The sequence below is a fragment of the Arsenicicoccus sp. UBA6765 genome, from assembly GCF_002453335.1.
Lineage (GTDB): Bacteria > Actinomycetota > Actinomycetes > Actinomycetales > Dermatophilaceae > Arsenicicoccus > Arsenicicoccus bolidensis.
In genome coordinates this window covers 127,306-149,784 of record NZ_DKGR01000063.1, presented here as the reverse complement: position 1 = coordinate 149,784, position 22,479 = coordinate 127,306, and the positions used below count along the sequence as shown (strand labels likewise).

Here is a 22,479-nt window from a genome sequence, read left to right as displayed (position 1 = left end):
CGCCCCTCCCGCGGGCCCGTCCCGCAGCACGACCCGTATGACGCCGCGGCGCCCAGGCAGGACCTGGGCGCCGCGGCGTCGTGCCACCCCCTCGCTCTGGGAGACTTCCTGACATGACCACCTCGGACACCTGGCTCGTCGTGGGCCTCGGCAACCCCGGGACGCAGTACTCCAGGAACCGGCACAACGTCGGTGCCATGGCGGTCGACGTGCTCGCGGCGCGGGCGGGGGCGACGCTGAAGCGCCACAAGGCGCGAGCCGCCGCCGCCGAGGTGCGCGTGGGCGTCCTGCCGGGCGGGGCCCCCGGCCCGCGCGCGGTGCTCGCCGTCCCGTCTTCGTGGATGAACGAGTCCGGCGGCCCGGTCAAGGCGCTGACCTCCTTCTACAAGGTGCCGCCGCGCCAGCTCGTGGTGATCCACGACGAGCTCGACATCCCCTTCGCGTCCTCCCGGGTCAAGCTCGGCGGGGGAGAGGGCGGGCACAACGGCCTGCGGTCCATCAGCAAGAGCGTCGGCACCAAGGACTACGTGCGGGTGCGCATCGGCATCGGCCGCCCCCCGGGACGTCAGGACCCGGCCGACTTCGTGCTCAAGGACTTCGCCTCGGGCGAGCGGGCCGACGTGGGCGTGCTCCTCGAGGACGCTGCCGACGTCGTGGAGGACCTGCTGACCCAGGGCCTCACCTACGCCCAGGACCGCTGGAACGCCCGCTGACCTCGGAGCCGACGCCCTCGCGCTCCCGCAGGGAGCGGGTGTGTCGGTGCTGCGGCGTAGGCTGGCCCGCGGCCCAGATCCTCCTCGGACGCCACCTCCCCCGGAAGCGAGACTGCTCATGGCGCTGCCTGCCCTCCTCGACGTCCTCGGTCGCGACGCCACGGTGCGTCGTGTCCTGGAGTCCGTCGGCGTCGAGCAGCTCGTCGACGTGGCCGCGGCCGGCGGCTCGCGCGCCCCGCTGATCGCGCTGCTGGCCCAGCACCGTGGCGGCACACCCGTCCTGGCTGTCACGGCGACCGGGCGCGAGGCCGACGACCTGGCCGCGGCGCTGCGCTGCTTCCTGCCGCACGACGCCGTGGCGGAGTTCCCCAGCTGGGAGACCCTGCCGCACGAGCGCCTCAGCCCCCGCAGCGACACCGTCGGGCGGCGCCTGGCCGTGCTCCGGCGGCTCGCGCACCCGTCCGCCGAGGACCCGGCATACGGCCCGATCTCCGTGCTCGTGGTCTCCGTGCGGGCCCTGATCCAGCCGATCGCGACGGGCCTCGGCGAGCTCGAGCCGGTGGCCCTGGTCGCCGGCGACGAGCGCCCCCTCGAGGACATCGTCGAGGCGCTGGTGGGCGCGGCCTACACGCGCACCGACCTGGTCGAGCGGCGCGGCGAGTTCGCCGTCCGCGGCGGCATCCTCGACGTGTTCCCACCGACCGAGGAGCACCCGCTGCGCGTCGAGCTGTGGGGCGACACGATCGAGGAGATCCGGTGGTTCCGGGTCGCCGACCAGCGCAGCCTCGAGGTCGCCGAGCACGGGCTGTGGGCGCCCCCCTGCCGCGAGATCCTGCTGACCGACGCGGTCCGCGACCGGGCGCGCGCGCTGGCCGAGCAGCTGCCCGGCGTCCGCGACCTGCTCGACAAGGTCGCCGAGGGGATCGCCGTCGAGGGCATGGAGTCCCTCGGCCCGGCCCTGGTCGACGGCATGGAGAGCCTGCTCGACACCCTCCCCGCGGGTGCCCACGTCGTCGTGTGCGACCCCGAGCGGGTGCGCACCCGGGCCCGCGACCTGGTGGCGACGAGCGCCGAGTTCCTCGAGGCGAGCTGGGCCAACGCCGCCGCCGGCAACGCGGTGCCCGTCGACCTCGAGAGCGTGCTCGGCACCGCGTCCTACTGGCAGCTCGGGGACGTCCGCGAGCACGCACTCGCCACCTCCCGGCCGTGGTGGACCCTGACGCCCTTCGCCGCCGACGAGGACCTCGCCGAGCTGATGGAGAGCGGCGATGACGACGCGCTCACCTTCACGGTGCCGACCGTCGAGACGCCGGCCTACCGCGGGGACCGGGACGCCGTGCTCGCCGACCTGCAGGGCTGGCTGCACGACCAGCGGCGGGTCCTGATGGTCACCGAGGGGCAGGGCCTCGCCAAGCGCCTCGTCGAGCTGCTCGGCGAGGGCGGCCTGCCCGCTCGGCTGCTCGCCGACGGCGCCGAGATCGAGGGCGGGGTCGCGTCCATCACCACCGGCCGGCTGGGCCGCGGGTTCGCCTGCGAGAGCGTCGATCTCGTCGTCCTGACCGAGGCCGACCTGACCGGCACGTCGGGCCAGGGCACCAGCACCAAGGACATGCGCCGGCTGCCCTCGCGGCGCCGCAACCAGGTCGACCCGCTGCAGCTGCGCCCCGGCGACTTCGTCGTGCACGAGCAGCACGGCGTGGGCCGGTTCGTCGAGATGATGCAGCGCACCGTCGGCGGCGCCACGCGCGAGTACCTCGTGCTGGAGTACGCCTCCTCCCGGCGCGGGCAGCCGGCCGACCAGCTCTTCGTCCCCACCGACCAGCTCGACCAGGTCACGCGCTACGTGGGCGGCGAGCAGCCGACGCTGTCCAAGATGGGCGGCTCCGACTGGCAGAAGACCAAGAGCCGCGCCAAGAAGTTCGTCAAGCAGATCGCGGGGGAGCTCATCCGGCTCTACAGCGCCCGCATGGCGACCACGGGGCACTCCTTCGGGCCGGACACCCCCTGGCAGCGCGAGCTCGAGGACGCCTTCGCCTACGTCGAGACGCCGGACCAGCTGTCCAGCATCGACGAGGTCAAGGCGGACATGGAGAAGCCCGTGCCCATGGACCGCCTCATCTGCGGCGACGTCGGCTACGGCAAGACCGAGATCGCGGTGCGCGCCGCCTTCAAGGCCATCCAGGAGGGCAAGCAGGTCGCCGTGCTGGTGCCGACGACCCTGCTCGTCCAGCAGCACTACAACACCTTCTCCGAGCGCTACTCGCAGTTCCCCGTGGTGGTCAAGGCGCTGTCCCGCTTCCAGTCCGACAAGGACGCGCGCGAGGTCGTCGCCGGGCTCAAGGACGGCAGCGTCGACCTCGTCATCGGCACGCACCGGCTCCTGTCCAAGGAGATCGCGTTCAAGGACATCGGCCTGGTCATCATCGACGAGGAGCAGCGCTTCGGGGTCGAGCACAAGGAGCAGCTCAAGGCGCTGCGCACCTCGGTGGACGTGCTCGCGATGAGCGCGACCCCGATCCCGCGCACCCTGGAGATGGCCGTCACCGGCATCCGCGAGATGTCCACCCTGGCGACCCCGCCCGAGGAGCGTCACCCGGTGCTCACCTACGTCGGTGCGTATGACGAGAAGCAGGTGGTCGCGGCCATCCGGCGCGAGCTGCTGCGCGAGGGCCAGGTCTTCCTCGTCCACAACAAGGTGTCCTCGATCGAGCGGGCCGCCTCCCGGCTGCGCGAGATCATCCCCGAGGCGCGCATCGAGACCGCGCACGGGCAGATGGGCGAGCACCGGCTCGAGCAGGTCGTGCTGGACTTCTGGGAGAAGAAGTTCGACGTGCTCGTCTGCACGACGATCGTCGAGACCGGCCTGGACATCTCCAACGCCAACACCCTCATCGTCGAGCGCGCCGACATGCTCGGCCTGTCCCAGCTCCACCAGCTGCGCGGGCGGGTGGGGCGTGGCCGCGAGCGCGCCTACGCCTACTTCCTCTACCCCCCCGAGAAGCCGCTCACCGAGACCGCCCACGACCGGCTGCAGACCATCGCCAGCCATACCGACCTCGGCGCCGGCATGCAGGTCGCCATGAAGGACCTCGAGATCCGGGGCGCCGGCAACCTCCTCGGCGGCGAGCAGTCGGGCCACATCGCGGGCGTCGGGTTCGACCTCTACGTCCGCATGGTCGGCGAGGCCGTCGCCGACTTCCGGGGCGACGACTCCGCGGCCCAGCCGATGGAGATCAAGATCGAGCTCCCCGTCGACGCCCACCTCCCGCACGAGTACGTCCCGGGGGAGCGGCTGCGCCTGGAGGCCTACAAGAAGCTCGCCGTCGTCGAGGACGAGGCTGCCCTGGCCGACATCGTCGCGGAGCTCACCGACCGCTACGGCACGCCGCCGCCGGCCGTCGACAACCTCATCGAGGTGGCCCGGCTGCGCACCGTCGCCCGCCGGGCCAAGGTCAACGACATCGGGGTGCAGGGCAAGTTCGTCCGGTTCGGCCCGGTGGAGCTGCGCGAGTCCCAGCAGATGCGGCTGATGCGGCTCTATCCCGGCACCCTGGTCAAGGAGCCGCAGCGGCAGCTCCTGGTGCCGGCGCCCATGACGGCCAAGGTCGGCGGCAAGGTGCTGCGCGACGACGAGATCCTGCGCTGGGCCAGCGATCTCATGCAGTCGGTGCTCCTGGATGACATCGCGACGGCGGCCGGGGTGCAGGGCCGCAGCTGACCGCACAGCGTCACCCCGATGTCACCGGACGTCAGGGTTCGACGCAATGTGGTGACGCACGTTGGGCAACAGGGCGAACGAGAGGTGGACGCCAGGGGTCCGCACTAGGCTCAAGGACGAGCGACCCGAGGGGGAACCTGTGGTCGCTCGTGCCATGTCATCGTCACCCGCGCACCAGAGGGCTCCATGTCTGTCGACTCGCTGACCACCACCATCCGTGACGCCCTGGCCGAGGCCGGCCGGCTCAAGGTTGATGCCCACCAGATCGGCGCCGACGCCGACCTCTACTCCGCCGGGCTGACCTCCCACGCGACCGTCAACGTGGTCCTCGAGCTCGAGGACACCCTCGACATCGAGATCCCGGACGAGCTGCTCGTCAAGAGCACCTTCGCGTCCGTCGACGCCCTCCAGGCCGCGCTCGCGCCGCTGGTGGAGGACTGATGACGGGCAGCGCCACCAGCACCAGCACCACGGGCACCGGCTCCGTCGGCTCCGCCGCAGCCACCGCCACGGACGTCGTCGCGGAGGCCCGGCGCATCGCCACCGAGGTGGCCGCCGTCCACGCCCCCGACGTCGACCGCGACGCCCGCTTCCCGCGCGAGGCCATGACGGCGCTGCGCGAGGCGGGCCTGCTCGGGGCCTGGATCCCCACCGACCTCGGCGGCCTCGGGGCCGACGTGGTGCAGATCGGGCTCGCCTGCGAGGAGCTCGCCAAGGGCTGCGCCTCGACCGCCATGATCTTTGCGATGCACCAGATCCAGGTGGGGTGCCTGGTGCACCACGGTCGCACCCCCTACCTCCAGGAGCTGATGCGGCGCATCGCCGCCGACCAGCTGCTCGTCGGCTCCGCCACCACCGAGATGGGCATCGGCGGTGACGTCCGACGGAGCCTGTGCCACGTCGACCGCGCCGACGACGGCACCTTCGAGCTGGTCAAGAAGGCTCCCGTCATCTCCTACGGCGTCGAGGCCGACCTCATCTTCGTGACCGCCCGCAAGGACGCGGAGGCGGTCGAGAGCGACCAGGTCCTCGTCGTGTGCGACAAGGCCGACCTGACGCTGGAACCCCTGGGCGACTGGGACACGATGGGCTTCCGCGGCACCTGCAGCCCCGGCTTCGTGCTCACGGCCCGCTCCCACCAGGACCGGATCTTTCCCGACGACTACGCCGACCTGTCGGCCCGCACGATGCTGCCGGTCGCGCACTCCCTGTGGTCCTCCTGCTGGCTGGGGCTCGCCGAGGGCGCGACGGCGACGGCACGTGGCGTGGTCCGGCAGGCCGCCCGCCGGTCGGGGCAGCTGCAGCCGGTGACGGGCCTGCGGATGGCCGAGCTGGAGGTCGTGCTCGAGACCTTCCGGGCCCGCGTGCACGGCGCCACGGCCGGCTACCTCGAGGTCGACCCCACGTCCCAGGCCGCGACGCTGATGGGCCGGGCGATCGGCTACAACACCCTCAAGGTCTACAGCGCCGAGACGGTCGTGGACATCGTGGCCAAAGCCCTGCTGATCGTGGGTATCGCGGGCTATCGTCGGACGGGGGCGGTGAGCCTGGATCGCCAGCTGCGGGACGCCTACGGCGCTCAGCTGATGGTCAACAACGACCGGATCCTCGGCAACACCGCCCAGCTCGAGCTCATCTACAAGGGCTGACAGGAGACCCACATGACCTCACGTCACGACCGCGAGCTGGCCCTGCGCCGGGACCTCGTCGAGGCCGGCCACATGGTCGAGCTGCCGCTGCGCGGGCTGTCCGCGTTCACCGGCACCTTCGAGGACGTCCTGGCCGGGGTGGAGCGACTCGTCCACGAGATGCAGCCCACCGAGGACGTGACGGTCATCTCCTTCCCCCCGCTGCTCACGCAGCCGGTGTTCGAGAAGACCGGCTACCTCGACTCGTTCCCCCAGCTCATCGGCTCGGTCGACGTGTTCACCGGCGACACCAAGGCGCACAAGGCGATGGTGGTCGACAAGAACGCCGGTGAGGACTGGACGACGCACCTCGTCCCCGCGCGCCTGGACCTGCTGTCCGCGCCCTGCCACCAGACCTACCCGCTGCACGCGGGCACGCGCCTGGAGCGGGGCGTGACCTACGAGACCGGCAACCGCTGCTTCCGGCACGAGCCGTCCGACGACCCCATGCGGCTCGTGTCCTTCCGCATGCGCGAGAAGGTCTGCATCGGCACGCCGGAGCAGGCCCAGGCCCACCGTGAGATCGGGCGTCGCGTCGGCCCCGAGCTGCTGACCTCCATCGGGCTGCAGATCGAGGAGGTGCCGGCCAACGACCCCTTCTTCGGCCGCGCCGCCAAGATCTTTGCCGCCGGCCAGCTGGACGCCGGCCTCAAGGTCGAGTTCGAGTGCAAGGTCTACGGCGAGGAGCACTCCGGCACCGCCCTCGGCTCGTCCAACTACCACAACGACCACTTCGGGCTGGACTTCGACATCACGACGGCCGACGGGCAGCTCGCCCACAGCTCCTGCATCGGCTTCGGCCTGGAGCGGGTCACTGTCGCGCTGTTCGCGACGCACGGCATGGACGTCCCGTCCTGGCCGACCGAGGTGCGGGCCCGGCTGGGGCTCGACGCGCAGGCCTGACCGAGGATGCCGCTCGACCACCTGCGGGCCGACACCTTCACGCCCCACCCGCTGCACCGCGACGACCGGGTCTGGACCCAGACCAACTGCTACCTCGACATCTGGATCGAGATCGCCGCCGCCCTCGGGCTCCCGCCCGAGCCGCTGGGCGTGTGCGCCTACAGCGCAGGCACCGTCCCCGGGGCGTGGGCCTTCCTCAAGGCGCAGACCGACGACCTGCGCGACCTCTACGGCATCGAGGTCGCCGAGATCAACCTGTGGCGCACGGTTGAGGAGCACGTGCTGGACCACCTCGGGGCCGGTGAGCTGCTGACCGTGGAGTCGGACGCCTACTACCTGCCGGACACCGATGGCGTGTCCTACGGCGCCGAGCGCGTCAAGACGACGATCGTGCCCGTCCGCGTGGACCCCGAGGCGCGCGCGATGACCTACTTCCACAACTCCGGCCTCTACGCGCTGCAGGGAGACGACTACGACGGCGCGCTGGCCCTGCGCGACCTGCCGACGTGCGCTCCGCAGCCCTACGTCGAGCGCGTCCGGCTCGACGGGCTGGTCAGGGACGAGGCCGAGATCCGCCGCCGGGCAACGGCGCTCGCTGCCCGTCACCTCGCGCGCCGACCCGCCGGCAACCCGGTGGCCGACCTGTGCGACTCGGTCCGCGAGGTCGCGCCGACGCTGCCCGATCGGGGCTTCGCGTTCTTCCACCTCTACTCCTTCACCGCCACCCGGCAGCTGGGGCTCACCGCCCAGGCTGCGGCGGACGCGACCCGCTGGCTCGCCGACGGTGCTGCCGACGGCGACGACCCCGACCGCGACTCGCAGCCTGGTCTCGATGCCGACGAGCTGCGCACGGCCGCAGACGACTTCGACGTCGTCTCGCAGGAGATGAAGAACCTCCAGTTCGCCCTCGCCCGCATCACGGGCGGCCGCGCGCGCGACCTCGAGCCCACCCTGCAGCGCGCCACCGAGCGGTGGGGGAGCGCCATCGACCGCGTCGCCGCCCAGCTGGGATGACCGTCCTCGCCGCCGGTGCGGACCCCGTCGAGATCCGTTGGCAGGTGAGGCGGTTCGATCCGGGCGAGCAGCCAGGGCCTGGCTCCTGGCCGCAGGACGGCTGGGTCGCGGCGGTCGTGCCCGGGTCCCTCGCGGCCTCGGCCGCCGTGGTCGAGGCGTATGGCGTCCCGGCGCTCGCGGAGGCCGACCACAGCACCTGGTGGCTGCGCGGCAACGTCATCCTCGACCAGCCGCTCCCGCGCGCCCGGCTGGTGCTGGACCGGATCGCCACGCACGCCGACGTCTACCTCGACGGTCAGCGGATCCTGCGCAGCGACAACGCCTTCCGCCGTCACGTCATCGATCTCGGCGCGCTCACGGCCGGACCGCACGAGATCGCCGTGCGGATTGCGTCCTTCGGCGAGACGCCCGTGCCCCGCAAGCCCCGTCCCCGCTGGCGCAGCTCGCTCCTGCCCGACCCGAGCCTGCGGTGGCGGCGGACCCCGCTGCTCGGGCGCATCCCCACCTGGGAGGGCGTCCTGCCCCCGGTCGGCATCCTCGGGGAGGCCGGCCTGCGCGCCCGTCCCCGCGCGGAGGTCGTGTCGATCCGCACGCAGGTCGAGCCGGCACCCGACGGCTGGACCGCCCGGCTCGCGCTGCACGTGCGGGCCGCGGAACCGCTCCCGGTCGAGGTGACCCTGGACGGGGAGCGGCTGACCGCCGAGCCCACCCTCGAGGACGACGGGGCATGGCACCTGCGCCTGTCGCACGACGTGGGCGTCGTGTCCGGCGACGACGGCGCGACCCTGTGGTGGCCGCACACCCACGGGCTGCCTCGGCTGCGCCGCCTGCACGTCCGGGTCGGGGGCGAGACGGTCCTGGACCGGCGGATCGGCTTCTCCCACATCAGGGCCCGCCGCGAGGACGACCGCTTCGCGATCGCCGTCAACGGCGTCGACGTCTTCGTCCGGGGGGTCGTCTGGGCCACCACCGACCCGCTCGGCTGGACCAGCGACCCGGCCGAGGTGGCCCGCGACCTGGACGCCCTCGTCGCCGCCGGCATCAACCTCGTCCGCATCCCTGGCACGGGCACCTATGCCGACCAGGTCCTGCGCGAGCTCGCCGCCGAACGCGGTCTGCTCGTGTGGCAGGACGCCATGCTCGCGACCTTCGACCCGCCCGAGGACGAGGCCTGGCTCGCCGAGCTCGAGGCCGAGCTCCGGGACCAGCTCGGCGCCTGGGGCGGCTGGCCGCACCTCGCCGTCGTCTGCGGCGGCACCGAGACCGAGCAGCAGCCCACCCTCATGGGTCTGCCCCCCGAGCGACGGCGGATGACGGCCCTGCACGACCTGCTCCCGCGCCTCGCGGACGAGCTCGTGCCCGGAGCGATCCACGTGACCTCGAGCCCGTCCGGCGGGCCCCGCCCGGTCAGCATCGAGCACGGCGTGAGCCACTACTTCGGCGTCGGGGCCTACCTGCGGCCGCTCGAGGACGCCCGCACCGCGCGCGTGTCCTTCGCGTCCGAGGCGCTGACGTTCGCCATACCGCCCGAGCCGTCGACCATGGCGGAGCTGGACGACCTGGGCCTGCTGCCGGCCCCCGACGACCGGGGCAGAGGATCCGCGTGGCGCCGGGCCGCCCCGCACGACCGGGGGACGTCGTGGGACTTCGTGGACGTCACCGACCACTACGTGCGGGCGTGGATCGGTCGCTACCCCGCCGGCGCCGACAACGGCGACACCGGCGTCGACACCGACGTCGACGCAGCCGCCAGGCAGCTCACCACGGAGGGCTGGGAGGACCTGCAGCGCCGGACCGTCGCCCGGGTCATGACCGAGAGCTTCGCCTGGTGGCGCAGCTCGCCCACCCCGACCGGCGGCGCGATCGTCCTGGCCCACCGCGACCTCGCACCAGGCCCGGGGTGGGGGCTGATCGACGTGATCGGCGCGCCCAAGGCGCCGCTGCTCGCGCTGCCCGAGGTGCTCGCGCCGGTGGCGCTGCTGCTCCTCGATCGTGGTCTGGACGGGGTGCTGCTCGAGGCGGTCAACGACACGGGGCGCCCGGTGCGAGGGACGCTCCGGCTGGAGGCCCTGGACCTCGAGGGCGACGCCGTCCTCGACGCGGAGCTCGAGCTCGCCGTCCCGGCCCGGGGGCACGCGCAGGTCGAGGTCGAGGAGGCGCTCGGGGGCTTCCGCGACCTCGGCTGGGCCTGGCGCTTCGCGTCCGCCCCGGCCTACTCGGCGGTCCGCGCCCGCTGGGTGACCGACGGGGCGGGTGAGGTCCGGGCGACGCGGCCGCTGCTCCCGCCGACGATCCCCACGCCGACGATCCCCACCCCGGTCGTGGCACCCACGACCACCGACTAGGCTGGGACCGCGTCGCCACGGTCCCCGAGGCGGACGATGCAGACCCTTTGCCGAGAGGACTTGATGGTGTTGGCTTCCAAGCGCGTGCTCACCGGGACGCTGGCCGCCGTGGTCGCGGCCACCGGACTCCTCACCGGGTGCGACCAGGGCTCCCAGTCCCGCGCCGCGGCGATCGTCGACGGCCAGCCCATCCTCGAGTCCGACGTGCAGACCGCGGCCCGCGAGTTCAACGGCGGATCCTCGCAGGTCACGCAGCCGGTGCAGCCCGCCAACGTCGTCAGCCTGCTGACCTTCGGCCGCTACGTCCTGCCCGCCGTGCAGCAGTCCGGCAAGGGCGTGTCCGACGACGCCGCCAGGAAGCTGCTGGACAAGGTCGAGAACCCGTCCCGGTCCACGCTCGACTTCGTCCGCACGGCGCTCGCCCTCAACAGCATGGACCCCGCCACCGAGGAGAAGGTCGTCCAGCAGCTGAAGCAGGCCGACATCGAGCTCAACCCGCGCTACGGCTCGCTCGACCGCAAGACCCTGCAGATCGGGCCCGAGACCCGCAACTGGCTCGTGGCGGACGCGGCCGGTGCGCCCAGCCCCGCGCCGACCCCGGCTCCCGCACCCTGACATGACGACGACCGACGAGGTCGAGCGGCCCCGCCCCGGCGAGCGGTTGCTCGACCTCGTGGCCGTCATGGACCGGCTCCGCTCCCCGGGCGGCTGCCCGTGGGACGCCGAGCAGACCCACGAGAGCCTCGCGCCGTATGCCGTGGAGGAGGCGCACGAGCTCGCCGACGCCATCGCCTCCGGCGACCGTGAGCACCTGGTCGAGGAGCTGGGGGACGTGCTGCTCCAGGTGGCCTTCCACGCCAGGGTCGGTCAGGAGCACGCCACCGAGCCGTTCGACGTGGACGACGTCGCGGACGCGATCATCACCAAGCTCCAACGGCGCCACCCCCACGTCTTCGCGGACGCGGTGGTGTCGGGTGCCGCCGACGTCGAGGCCGGCTGGGAGGCCATCAAGGCCCTCGAGAAGCCCGACCGGACCGGCCTGCTCGACGGCATCCCCGCGTCCCTGCCGGCGCTCGCCCTGGCGGCCAAGACGGCCTCGCGGCTCGAGCGGACCGGACGGGGCGAGCTGCTCGCCGCCGCCGCTGCGCCGCAGCCTGACGACGTCGGGGCCGCCCTGCTGGCCCTCGTCCTCGACGCCCGGGGTCGGGGCATCGACGCCGAGCAGGCCCTGCGGGGCACCGTCCTGCGCCTCGCCGCGACGGCCGACGGCGACGCCTGAGCGCCCTGCGAGAGGCCGGCGAGGGGCTGACCGGACGGCATACGGCAGGTGCCTGTCCACCGCTCGGACGACGGCACGGTTGGCCGCAGACCCCGGCGCGCCCCCTGCGGCGCACGGGATAGGCTCGAGCCGCACCGCTCACCATCGATCAGGAGAGTACTTGTGGCCAACATCGAAGCAGTAGGCGCACGCGAGATCCTCGACTCGCGTGGCAACCCCACCGTCGAGGTCGAGGTCGCCCTGGAGGACGGCACCATCGCGCGTGCCGCCGTCCCGTCCGGCGCATCCACCGGAGCGTTCGAGGCCGTGGAGCGTCGTGACGGCGACAAGGGTCGCTACCTCGGCAAGGGCGTCGAGGACGCCGTCAACGCCGTGCTGGACGAGATCGCCCCGCGCGTCCTCGGCTACGAGGCCACCGAGCAGCGCCTCGTCGACAACGAGATGCTGTCCCTCGACGGCACCGACAACAAGGGCTCGCTCGGCGCCAACGCGATCCTCGGCGTCTCCCTCGCCGTCGCCAAGGCCGCCGCCGAGTCGGCCGGTCTGCCGCTGTTCCGCTACGTCGGCGGCCCCAACGCCCACGTCCTGCCCGTCCCGATGATGAACATCCTCAACGGTGGGTCGCACGCCGACTCCAACGTCGACATCCAGGAGTTCATGATCGCCCCCATCGGCGCGCCCTCCTTCAAGGAGGCCCTGCGCTGGGGCGCCGAGGTCTACCACGCCCTCAAGTCCGTGCTCAAGGAGCGTGGACTGGCCACCGGTCTCGGCGACGAGGGCGGCTTCGCCCCCAACCTCGAGTCCAACCGCGCCGCGCTGGACCTCATCCTCGACGCGATCCGTGCCGCGGGCTACGAGCCCGGCAAGGACATCGCCCTGGCGCTCGACGTCGCGGCGTCCGAGTTCTACCAGGACGGTTCCTACGCCTTCGAGGGCGGCAGCAAGTCGGCCGACGAGATGATCGCGTACTACGCGGAGCTCGTCGCGGCCTACCCCCTCGTCTCCATCGAGGACCCGCTCAACGAGGACGACTGGGACGGCTGGAAGTCCATCACCGAGCAGCTCGGCGACAAGGTCCAGCTGGTCGGCGACGACCTGTTCGTCACCAACCCCGAGCGGCTGCAGCGCGGCATCTCCAGCGACACCGCCAACGCCCTGCTGGTCAAGGTCAACCAGATCGGCTCGCTCACCGAGACGCTGGACGCCGTCGACCTGGCCCACCGCAACGGCTACCGCTGCATGATGTCGCACCGGTCCGGCGAGACCGAGGACGTCACCATCGCCGACCTGGCCGTCGCCACCAACTGCGGCCAGATCAAGACCGGTGCCCCGGCCCGGTCCGAGCGCGTCGCCAAGTACAACCAGCTCCTGCGCATCGAGGAGGAGCTCGACGACGCGGCCGTCTACGCCGGTGCGGGCGCGTTCCCGCGCTTCAAGGGCGCCAGCGCCTAGTCTGGAGCACATGCCATCCAGCACCTCCCGAGGAGGGACGTCACGCCCCGCGCGACGTCCCTCCTCCGGTGCTGCCGCGGGTTCGTCCCGGCGCCCGGCCGGTGCCGGCGACCGGCAGCGTCGGCCCGCGGAGGGTCCTCGTCGCCGCGTCGGTGAGGGTGGCGGCGTCGGGGGATCCGGCGGGCCGGGCGGCCCGCGAGGGACCGGTGGCTCACGAGGAGCGGGTGGGCCTCGCGGCCGGATGCGACCGGCCACGGTGCGGCGCCTGCTGGGCCTCGCGGCCATCGTCGTGATGCTCGCGATCATGCTCGTCCCCACCCTGCGTCGCTATCTCGAGCAGCGCGACCAGATCGCGACCCTCGAGCACTCCATCGTCGAGCAGCAGCGCCAGGTCGACGACCTGATGCGCGAACGCGCCAAGTGGGACGACCAGGCCTTCCTCGAGCAGCAGATCCGCTCCCGGCTGCACTTCGTCAAGCCTGGCGAGACGTCGTACACCGTGCTCGACCCGCAGAGGGGCCGGCGCACCTCGGTGGACGCCCAGGTGGTCGGGGTCGACCTGGAGGCGCAGCAGGTCCCGTGGTACTCCAAGGTCTGGACCTCCCTGTCCAGCGCGGACCGCCTCGGCCTCGACCCGACGGTGGCCCCGGCCGAGGGTGGCCCGACGCCCACGCCGCAGCCCACGATCTCGGACACCCCCCGCCCCGGCTCCACCCCGTCCGGCAGCGCCCCCGGCGGCCGCACCTCGCCCGGTGCCTCGCCCACGCGCTGACGCCGGGCTCCCGACATACCTCTCCTCCCGAAGGCCAAGGCCACCGCATGAGCAACGAGTCCACCACGCCCGCACCGGGTCTCACCGACGAGGACGCCGCAGCGGTCCACGCCCAGCTCGGGCGCGAGGCGCGCGGCGTCGTCGAGGTCGCCCACCGCTGCCCGTGCGGACGTCCTGACGTCCTGCGCACCCTGCCGAGGCTGCCGGACGGCACGCCGTTCCCGACCACCTACTACGCCACCTGCCCACGGCTGACCGGTGCCCTGTCGACCCTCGAGGCGCAGGGCGTGATGCGCGAGATGAGCGAACGCCTCCGGGACGACGAGGCGCTGGCGGGCGCCTACCGGCGGGCGCACGAGGCCTACCTCGCCGACCGCGCCGAGCTGGGCTCGGTCCCCGAGATCGACGGCATCTCGGCCGGGGGCATGCCCACCCGCGTCAAGTGCCTGCACGTCCTCGCCGGTCACGCGCTGGCCGCCGGGCCCGGCGTCAACCCCTTGGGGGACGAGGCCGTCGAGGCCGTGGGGGAGTGGTGGGCCCCCGGACCCTGCGTCGCCCCCACCGAGGACGGCTGGGAGCGCCGGTGACCGACGGGGCCGTTCGTCGCGTCGCGGCCGTGGACTGCGGGACCAACTCCATCCGCCTGCTGGTCGCGGACGTCGAGGTCGCCGGGCCTGATGGGCCTGCGGCGCCTGCCGTCGGCGCGCTGCACGACGTGGTCCGCCGCATGGAGGTCGTCCGTCTCGGCGAGGGGGTCGACCGGACCGGGCGCATCTCCGAGGCCGCCATGGAGCGGGCTCTCGGACGGTCGCGCGAGTATGCCGAGCAGTGCGCCGACCTCAGCGTCTCGGCCGTGCGCTTCGTGGCGACCTCGGCCGCCCGCGACGCCGGCAACGCGGAAGACTTCGCGGCCGGGGTGAGAGCCGCCTTCGCCGAGCACGGGCACGACGGCGTCGTCCCCGAGGTGATCACCGGCGACGAGGAGGCCGAGCTGTCCTTCCTCGGCGCGACGGGTGACCTGGCGGCAGCCGGTATCCCCGGCCCCTACCTCGTCGTCGACCTCGGCGGCGGGTCCACCGAGCTGGTGCGCGGGACGGCTGAGGGTGCCGTCGAGGCGGCGCGGTCGGTCGACATGGGATGCGTGCGGCACGCCGAGCGCTACCTGCACCACGACCCGCCGACGGCCGACGAGCTCGCCGCCGCCCTGGCGGAGGTCGACCGGCAGCTCGACCTGGCCTGCAGCACGGTCGAGCTCGCCGGCGTGCGCACGCTGGTCGGCGTCGCCGGCACCGTGACGACGGTGACCGCGCACGCGATGGGGCTCGCGGCATACGACCCCGAGGTCATCCACCTGTCCCGGCTCCCTGCCGACGTGGTCCGCGCCGCCTGCGCGGACCTGGTGCACCTGGACCGACCGAGCCGAGCGGCGCTGCCGTTCATGCACCCGGGCCGCGTCGACGTCATCGGGCCCGGGGCCCTGATCTGGGGCCGGATCGTCGAGCGCGTCGTGGGGGCGGGCGCCGACGACCTCGTCGTCTCCTCCGAGCACGACATCCTCGACGGCGTCTGCCTGCGCCTGGCGGGTTCGGTCGACTGACCGAGGGAGGCCGGCCACGGGCCTACACTGGGGGGAGCACGTGCTCCGGGGTCGGTGCAATTCCGAGCCGGCGGTGACAGTCCGCGACCCGACCACCTCTCGAGGTGGGCGGTTGACCTGGTGGAACTCCAGGACCGACGGTGAAAGTCCGGATGGGAGGCAGCACGCGGCGCCTCGTCGGCGCCCGCTCCGGTCGTCGCGACCGGGTCGGAGCCGCACCTGGCGCACGTCCGTCGACCGACGGTGACCCCGGCGCAGCCACGCAGCAACGGCACGGGAGTCGACCGGAGGTGAGGATGACCCGACACGCGCGGCACACCTGGCTGGCGCCGCTGGCGCTCGGCGCGGTCCTGCTGGCCGTCTGGGAGCTGGTCGCGGCCTACGGCGGTCTGCCCGCCTTCCTCCTGCCCGGCCCGGTCGACGTGGCGACGCGGCTGGTGGGCATGCTCAGTGGACCCGTGGTGTGGCCCTATGTCGCGCTCACCCTCGCCGAGGCCCTCGGGGGCTGCGCGCTCGGCGCGGCGGTCGCGCTGCCGCTGGCCGTGCTGATCCACCGCTCGCGCTGGGTCGGTGCCGCCGTCACCCCCTTCCTCGGCGCCACCCAGGCGATCCCCGCCATCGCGCTCGCGCCGCTGCTGGTGCTCTGGGTCGGCTACGGCCTGACCGCGATCGTGGCGCTGTGCTCGCTCATGGTGTTCTTTCCCATCCTCATCTCCTCGGTCGTCGGCCTCACCCACGTGCCGCACGAGGTGGTCGACGCCGCCCGGATCGACGGCGCCGGCAGCTGGGACCTGCTGCGCCACGTCGAGGCACCCCTGGCGCTCCCCAACGTCCTCGCCGGGCTGCGCAACGGCTTCACCCTGTCGGTGACCGGGGCGGTCGTGGGCGAGATGGTCATGGGCGGCGAGGGACTCGGCACCCTGCTCACCCTGCAGCGCGACGCCGTCGACACCGCCGGCATGGTCGCCGTCATCGTCATGCTGTGCGCCATCGCGGCCTCGGCATACACCCTGCTCCTGGTCGTCGAGCGACGCTCCTCGATCGTCGCCGACGTCCGCGAGACCCCGCGCGGCTGACCTCGAACCGTCCCCACCCCCCATCAGCCACCCCCCGCAGCACCCCTCGAGAGGACCACTCCCCGTGACCATCACCCGCCGATCCCTGCTCACCGCCGCCGGACTCACCTCGGTGCTGGCGCTGGCCGCGTGCGGCGGCGGCAGCGGCAGCGGCAGCGATCAGGTGGTCCGGTCGTCCACCGCTGCCACCCCCGCCGGCAGCAGCGCCGGGGGTGGCAAGGCCACGGTGGGCCTGACCTACATCCCCAACATCCAGTTCGCGCCGTTCTACGTGGGGATCGAGCAGGGCTACTTCCGCAAGCGGGGGGCCGACGTCGCGGTGCGGCACCACGGCGCGCAGGAGGGGCTGTTCACCGCGATCGCCTCCGGGCAGGAGGACCTCGTGATCGCGGGGGGCGACGAGATGATCGAGGCGCGGGCCAAGGGCCTGGACCTCGTCGCGGTCGCCTCCTACTACCGGCGGTACCCCGTCGAGCTGATCGTCCCGGCCGACTCCCCGATCAAGACGCCAGCCGACCTCAAGGGCCGGTCCCTCGGGGTTCCCGGGCGGTATGGCGAGAGCTGGCTCGGGGCCCTGGCGATGTTCAAGGCCGCCGGGATCACCGACCAGGACGTGCGGGTCACCGAGATCGGCTACACCAGCCAGGCCGCGCTCGCGACCGACAAGGTCGACGCCGTCATGGGCTATGCCAACAACGACACCGTGCAGATGCGGCTCGCGGGGCTCGACGTGCGCTCGATCCCGCTCACCGCGACCGGTGAGGTCCCGCTCGTGTCCATCTCGCTCGTCACGACGAGGAAATATCTTCAGGCCAACCCGGCGCGGGTGCGCGCGGTGGCCGACGGCATGCTCGACGGCATCCAGACGATGGCCTCCGACCCGGAGCAGACCATCAAGGACTCGTCGCGGCACGTGCCCAACCTCGCGGACGCCAAGGCCGCCACCGCGGCCCGCGCCACGCTGGACGCCACGGTCAAGGTGATGCTCACCAAGGACGGGGCGGTCAGCGGTCGGCTGGACCCGGCGCAGTGGGCGTCGATGACGGCGTTCATGCGCTCGCAGGGCCTCATCGCCAAGGACGTCCCCGCCGCCGATGCGGTGGCGGCGGGCTACGTCTCGCGCTGACGCGACCTGCCGCGGACGTGAGGCCGTCAACGCGGCCGGTGGGGGCCTCGAGGCCCAGCTGGCCCGCAAGGCCTCCGGTGGCTCGCTGTTCCGCGAGCCGCAGATCAACGCCTGGTATGCCGTCAAGGGCGATCGCGTGCTGCCCCTCAACGACGAGGCGCGGGCAGCCGTCGGTGCCGGCATGGCGCTGCGCGACTACCAGCGCACCGTGCACGCCAAGTACGCCGACAAGCTGCCGGGCTCCGGCTACGACCGGTCCGGCAACGCAGGCGGATTCGCGGCGGGCGGTGCGCCGGCAGCGGCCCAGCCCGTGGCGGGGCAGCCCGCGGCGCAGAGGTCAGCCCAGACGTCCGACTCGCCCGCGCCGATGGTGGCCGGTGGTCTGGGGCTGGGGCTGGGGCTGGTGGCCGCGGCCGGTGCGGTGGTGGCCGCAGCCCGTCGCCTTCGCACCCACGCCTGACCCGACCGGCGGCCGCCGACCACAGCGTCGGGCGGCCTGCCACGAGTCAGCCCCGGTCACGAAGGGCCGTCCCGCCGTCGCGGGGCGGCCCTTCGTCATGCGCCGACGGTCCGGCATACCGACGACGAAGGTGCAGGTGCCGAACGACGCCACGAGAGCGGACCGTGCCTATCCCGCTGTGGACACTAGTGCGCATGGCGCGGTAGTGTGCGACGTGGAAGAAGGGGGTGCCCATGGAGACCACTCAGCTCGTCAAGGGCGTGCTGGATCTCGCTGTCCTGGCGGTGGTGGCACGCGAGGACGGCTACGGCTACGACGTCGTCCGGCGCATCCGGGCGGCGGGGCTCGAGGACGTGGGGGAGGCCAGCGTCTACGGCACGCTTCGCCGGCTCTTCGCGGCCGGCGCGCTGACGTCCTACGTCGTGCCGAGCGACGAGGGCCCGCACCGCAAGTACTACGGCATCACCGGCGAGGGGCGCGCGATCCTCGAGCGCCAGGGCAAGACCTGGCGGACCTTCGCCGGGACCATGAACGACCTGCTCAAGGATGCGGAGGCAGTGGCATGAGCGACACGATCGTGCTGGGCGACAACGAGATCCGCGACTACGTGGCGCGGGTGAGGCGGGCGCTGGACGACCTGCGCGCCGACGACGTCGACGAGCTGACCTCCGGCATGGAGGCCGACCTGGCCGAGATCCGTTCCGAGGCAGGCTCGCTCGTCGCCCGCCTTGGCGAGCCCGAGACCTACGCCGCCGAGCTGCGCGCCGCTGCCGGCCTGCCCCCACGATCCGCCGTGGCCTCCCGCACCAGGGGGATGCGGGAGGCCACGGCTACCGTGCGGGAGTCGTATGACGCTGCGCTGCAACGGCATCCGTGGCTGCGTCACCCGCGCGACTATGTCAGGACGCTCCACCCGGCGTGGTGGCTGCTGCGGGCTTCCTCGCCGTGTGGTGCATCAACGCGATGCTGGGCCTGGGGCAGGTGGCGAGCGTGCTGCTGCTCCTCGCCGCCGTGCCCCTGAGCGTGTGGATCGGCTGGCGCGGCAGGGGGGTGCCCAGGGCTGCTCGGTTGGCGATCGGCCTGGCCAACACGATCGCCGTGGTCGCCTCGCTGGTATTCGGGGCGCAGCTGGTCGAGCGGTTCTACGGGGACGGGAACTACCTGCCGGCCGTGTACTCCCAGCCTGCGGCGCCGTCCGGACTGTCCAGGGAAGGTGTCGAGGTGGCCAACGTCTTCGTCTACGACGAGCAGGGCAACCCGGTTCCGCGGGCCCGGCTCTTCGACGAGGGCGGAAGCCCTTTGATCGTGCGGCCGCACGACGTGCAGGACCGGATCGCCTCCGTCGACAGCTATGGGCAGGCGCAGCGCAACGTCGTCCCCCGCAGCCTGCCGAGCACCGACGCCTGGCACCCCACCCAAGAACAGCTCGACGCCGAGGAGTACGCCTGGCGGCCGCCGGCCACCCTGCCGCCGCTGCTGCCCGTGCAGCCGGCGCCGACCGCCACCCCGTCGCCCGGCGCCAGCTCGGCGGCCGGTTCGAACCCGACGTCAAGCCTGAGCGCGACCCTTGGCCCGAGTGTGACGTCCAGCCCGAGCAGGCCGGGCGGTCCGAGCGGCGGCCCGACCATGACCTCCGGGCCCTCGACCGCACCTACGTCGACCGCCACGGCCCCGACGCCCACCCCGACCGGGACGACGACCCCCTGAGCGCGTCCGAAGCTGACCACTCGGCGGGGTCCCTCCTCGCCGAGTGGTCGGTCATGGGCGGGGTGTGGGTCGGTAAGTGACCGGTCGGCGGGGTGGGGTGGCATCCTGCGGGGCATGGACCTGCTCCTCCCGCACCCCGGCACCGGCGACCTCCACCCGTCGCCGGTGCCGCCGGGCACCGGCTGACCGGGGGATCCCTCGCGGCCCCGCACCCCGCGTGCCGCAGCCCCGGAGGACGTCATACGGCTGGCCGGGTCGGCCCGGACCCTGGACCAGCTCGACGCGAGAGTGGCTGTCTGCCAGGCCTGCCCGCGGCTCGTCGCGTGGCGCGAGAGCGTCGCGGAGACCAAGCGGGCGGCGTTCGCCGACCAGCCCTACTGGGGCCGCCCGGCGCCGGGGTGGGGCGACCCGCACCCGCGCGCGCTGATCGTCGGGCTCGCCCCCGCCGCCCACGGGGCCAACCGGACCGGCCGGATCTTCACCGGGGACCGCAGCGGGGACTGGCTGTATGCCGCGCTCCACCGCGCGGGCCTGGCCAGCCAGCCCACCAGCGTGCACGCGGCAGACGGCCTCCAGCTGCACGGCGTGCGCATCACGGCCCCGGTGCACTGCGCGCCCCCGGACAACCAGCCCTCGACCCTGGAGAAGGCCACCTGCGCACCGTGGCTGGATCGTGAGATCACCCTCGTGGAGCGCGATCTCGAGAGCCTGCTCGCCCTCGGCGGCATCGGCTGGGCGCAGGCGATCGGCGCCGCGAGACGACTCGGCTGGACCGTGCCGCGTCCCGCGCCGAAGTTCGGCCACGGCGCCGAGGCCACCCTGATCACCGCGCGGGGCAAGGAGATCCGCCTCGTGGGGTGCTATCACGTCAGCCAGCAGAACACCTTCACCGGCCGCCTGACCGAGACGATGCTCGACGAGGTGATCGCTCGGCTGTGACCCCGAGCAGGGTGCTGCCCCCGGGTGATGGGGCCGGGGGCAGCGGGGGATGGGCGAGCAGGTCAGTGGGCGAGGGCGTGCTCCTCCTGCGTGCCCTCGTGGACGGGGAGGGGCGAGACCGGCAGCGGCTCGAACCGCGAGGTGAAGAACCGCAGCGTCGGAGACTCGTAGACGAACCGCAGACCGCGGATCGATGCGCGCCGCTGCCAGACGGCGATCACGGCGTCGGCGACGACGTCCATGTGGGCGTTGGTGTAGACGCGCCGGGGGATCGTCAGCCGGACGAGCTCGAGCTTGGGGTGGTTGTGCTCGCCGGTCTTGGTGCGGCCGGCCGAGACGATGCCGCGCTCCATGGCGCGCACCCCGGACTCGACGTAGATCTCGGCGGCGAGCGACTGGGCCGGGAGCTCGTCCTGGGGGACGTGGGGCAGGAAGGCACGCGCGTCGAGGAACACCGCGTGGCCGCCGATGGGCTGCACCACGGGGATGCCCGCCTCGATCAGACGCTCGCCGAGGTAGCGCACCTGGCCGATGCGGTGGGCGAGGTAGTCGTCGTCCAGCGCCTCGCGCAGGCCGACGGCCATGGCCTCCAGGTCGCGACCGGCCAGCCCGCCATACGTCGGCATGCCCTCGTAGAGGACGACGAGCTCGCGGGCCTTGATCAGGATGTCCTCGTCGCGCATGGCGAGGAAGCCGCCGATGTTGACCAGGCAGTCCTTCTTGCCGGACATGGTCAGGCCGTCGAAGTGGGACAGCATCTCCTTGGCGATCTGCGCGCAGGGCGTGTCGGCGTAGCCCTCCTCGCGCTGCTGGATGAAGTAGGCGTTCTCGGCGAGGCGGGTCGCGTCGGACCACATGATGATGCCGTGCTCGTCGCAGATCTCGCGGACGGCCCTGATGTTGGCCATGGAGACGGGCTGGCCGCCGGCCATGTTCACGGTGACCGCGACGTTGATGTAGGCGATCTGGTCGGCACCCACCTCGTCGATCAGGGCGCGGAGCTTGTCGAGGTCGACGTTGCCCTTGAAGGGGTGGATGGCGGACGGGTCGTGGGCCTCGTCGATGATGACGTCGTGGAAGGTCGCGCCGGCCAGCTCCTGGTGGGCGCGGGTGGTGGTGAAGTACATGTTGCCGGGCACGTGCTGGCCGGGCGTGATGAGGATCTGGGAGATGAGGTGCTCGGCGCCGCGGCCCTGGTGGGTGGGGCAGGTGTAGGGAAACCCGTAGAACTCCTCGACGGCGTTCCACAGGTTGTCGAAGGACCGCGCCCCGGCATAGGCCTCGTCGCCCAGCATCATGGCGCTCCACTGCGCGTCGCTCATCGCGGAGGTGCCCGAGTCGGTGAGCAGGTCGATGTAGCAGTCCTTGCTCTTGAGCAGGAAGGTGTTGTGGCCGGCGGCCCGGATCGCCTCCTCGCGCTCGGCGCGGGTCGTCATGTGCAGGGGCTCGACCATCTTGATGCGATACGGCTCGGCGTTGACCACGGAGCTCACCTTCCTCGTCTCTGGTTGCGTCCTGGTTGCGTGCCGCCCACGCTGCTCCTGGGGCAGTCGCTACGCAACCCAGGCGGGTCCGGGCGCACAGAGTGTTCAATGTGCCGAGCAATCAGCCGTATGACGTGGGCAGTATGACCATAAGTCACGGCGCGCGGTCGACAACAGCGAGTCCGCGACGGCCGACCTCAGGGTCT

Annotated in this window: 21 protein-coding genes and 1 riboswitch; of the genes, 20 read left to right on the top strand and 1 reads right to left on the bottom strand. The window is 72.8% G+C overall.

Annotated features, from left to right (window positions below):
• Positions 1-113 precede the first annotated feature (113 nt).
• The 20 genes from pth (at position 114) to B4K29_RS17555 (ending at position 20,789) form a co-directional block, all read left to right on the top strand.
• Positions 114-713, top strand: a complete 600-nt coding sequence (gene pth / locus B4K29_RS17650; protein WP_286959176.1) for an aminoacyl-tRNA hydrolase — start codon at positions 114-116, stop codon at positions 711-713.
• Positions 714-831: 118 nt separating this feature from the next.
• A complete protein-coding gene (gene mfd / locus B4K29_RS17645) occupies positions 832-4,431 on the top strand; it encodes a transcription-repair coupling factor (RefSeq protein ID WP_286959178.1) in 3,600 nt (1,199 codons plus the stop codon).
• Positions 4,432-4,617: 186 nt separating this feature from the next.
• The gene (locus tag B4K29_RS17640; RefSeq protein ID WP_019285468.1) at positions 4,618-4,872 is read left to right on the top strand and encodes an acyl carrier protein; all 255 of its coding nucleotides are present in this window, start codon (positions 4,618-4,620) and stop codon (positions 4,870-4,872) included.
• A complete protein-coding gene (locus B4K29_RS17635; protein WP_029211338.1) occupies positions 4,872-6,080 on the top strand; it encodes an acyl-CoA dehydrogenase family protein in 1,209 nt (402 codons plus the stop codon). The genes B4K29_RS17640 and B4K29_RS17635 overlap by 1 nt, the downstream gene beginning before the upstream one ends.
• A gap of 12 nt (positions 6,081-6,092) precedes the next feature.
• Complete coding sequence (locus B4K29_RS17630) at positions 6,093-7,022, top strand: hypothetical protein (RefSeq protein WP_286957866.1); 930 nt, start codon at positions 6,093-6,095, stop codon at positions 7,020-7,022.
• Between the two features lie 6 nt (positions 7,023-7,028).
• Positions 7,029-8,036 (top strand): DUF1839 family protein, encoded by a 1,008-nt coding sequence (locus B4K29_RS17625; RefSeq protein WP_286959180.1) that lies wholly within the window; start codon positions 7,029-7,031, stop codon positions 8,034-8,036.
• Entirely contained in the window at positions 8,033-10,381 is a 2,349-nt protein-coding gene (locus B4K29_RS17620) for a glycosyl hydrolase 2 galactose-binding domain-containing protein (protein ID WP_029211340.1), read from the top strand. The genes B4K29_RS17625 and B4K29_RS17620 overlap by 4 nt, the downstream gene beginning before the upstream one ends.
• 69 nt (positions 10,382-10,450) lie before the next feature.
• Positions 10,451-10,996 (top strand): hypothetical protein, encoded by a 546-nt coding sequence (locus B4K29_RS17615; RefSeq protein ID WP_286968386.1) that lies wholly within the window; start codon positions 10,451-10,453, stop codon positions 10,994-10,996.
• A 1-nt stretch (position 10,997) separates the two neighbouring features.
• Positions 10,998-11,660, top strand: a complete 663-nt coding sequence (locus B4K29_RS17610) for a MazG family protein (protein WP_019285474.1) — start codon at positions 10,998-11,000, stop codon at positions 11,658-11,660.
• A gap of 162 nt (positions 11,661-11,822) precedes the next feature.
• Complete coding sequence (gene eno, locus B4K29_RS17605; protein WP_286957874.1) at positions 11,823-13,112, top strand: phosphopyruvate hydratase; 1,290 nt, start codon at positions 11,823-11,825, stop codon at positions 13,110-13,112.
• Between the two features lie 241 nt (positions 13,113-13,353).
• On the top strand, positions 13,354-13,884 hold the full coding sequence (locus B4K29_RS17600) for an FtsB family cell division protein (RefSeq protein ID WP_286957876.1): 531 nt from the start codon (positions 13,354-13,356) through the stop codon (positions 13,882-13,884).
• A 47-nt stretch (positions 13,885-13,931) separates the two neighbouring features.
• Positions 13,932-14,471: a DUF501 domain-containing protein gene (locus tag B4K29_RS17595; RefSeq protein WP_019285477.1), complete on the top strand. Its 540-nt coding sequence runs from the start codon at positions 13,932-13,934 to the stop codon at positions 14,469-14,471.
• Positions 14,468-15,481, top strand: coding sequence for a Ppx/GppA phosphatase family protein (locus B4K29_RS17590; protein ID WP_286968383.1), 1,014 nt, complete (start codon positions 14,468-14,470; stop codon positions 15,479-15,481). Before B4K29_RS17595 ends, B4K29_RS17590 begins: the two co-directional genes overlap by 4 nt.
• A 37-nt stretch (positions 15,482-15,518) precedes the next feature.
• Positions 15,519-15,650, top strand: a riboswitch (FMN riboswitch).
• A gap of 127 nt (positions 15,651-15,777) precedes the next feature.
• Entirely contained in the window at positions 15,778-16,557 is a 780-nt protein-coding gene (locus B4K29_RS17585) for an ABC transporter permease (protein ID WP_037213368.1), read from the top strand.
• Between the two features lie 64 nt (positions 16,558-16,621).
• Positions 16,622-17,683 carry an ABC transporter substrate-binding protein gene (locus tag B4K29_RS17580; protein WP_029211345.1) on the top strand — a complete coding sequence of 354 codons (1,062 nt, stop codon included), beginning with the start codon at positions 16,622-16,624 and terminating at the stop codon, positions 17,681-17,683.
• Positions 17,652-18,143: a hypothetical protein gene (locus B4K29_RS17575; protein ID WP_286968380.1), complete on the top strand. Its 492-nt coding sequence runs from the start codon at positions 17,652-17,654 to the stop codon at positions 18,141-18,143. The genes B4K29_RS17580 and B4K29_RS17575 overlap by 32 nt, the downstream gene beginning before the upstream one ends.
• A gap of 233 nt (positions 18,144-18,376) precedes the next feature.
• Complete coding sequence (locus B4K29_RS17570; protein WP_019285481.1) at positions 18,377-18,709, top strand: PadR family transcriptional regulator; 333 nt, start codon at positions 18,377-18,379, stop codon at positions 18,707-18,709.
• The gene (locus B4K29_RS17565; protein WP_286957886.1) at positions 18,706-19,164 is read left to right on the top strand and encodes an HAAS signaling domain-containing protein; all 459 of its coding nucleotides are present in this window, start codon (positions 18,706-18,708) and stop codon (positions 19,162-19,164) included. Before B4K29_RS17570 ends, B4K29_RS17565 begins: the two co-directional genes overlap by 4 nt.
• On the top strand, positions 19,134-19,850 hold the full coding sequence (locus B4K29_RS17560; RefSeq protein ID WP_286959184.1) for a hypothetical protein: 717 nt from the start codon (positions 19,134-19,136) through the stop codon (positions 19,848-19,850). Before B4K29_RS17565 ends, B4K29_RS17560 begins: the two co-directional genes overlap by 31 nt.
• 240 nt (positions 19,851-20,090) lie before the next feature.
• A complete protein-coding gene (locus B4K29_RS17555; RefSeq protein ID WP_376786842.1) occupies positions 20,091-20,789 on the top strand; it encodes a uracil-DNA glycosylase in 699 nt (232 codons plus the stop codon).
• A 62-nt stretch (positions 20,790-20,851) separates the two neighbouring features.
• On the opposite strand, the gene B4K29_RS17550 is transcribed toward B4K29_RS17555, so the two are convergent.
• Positions 20,852-22,282 carry a tyrosine phenol-lyase gene (locus B4K29_RS17550; RefSeq protein ID WP_239264383.1) on the bottom strand — a complete coding sequence of 477 codons (1,431 nt, stop codon included), beginning with the start codon at positions 22,280-22,282 and terminating at the stop codon, positions 20,852-20,854.
• Positions 22,283-22,479 lie beyond the last annotated feature (197 nt).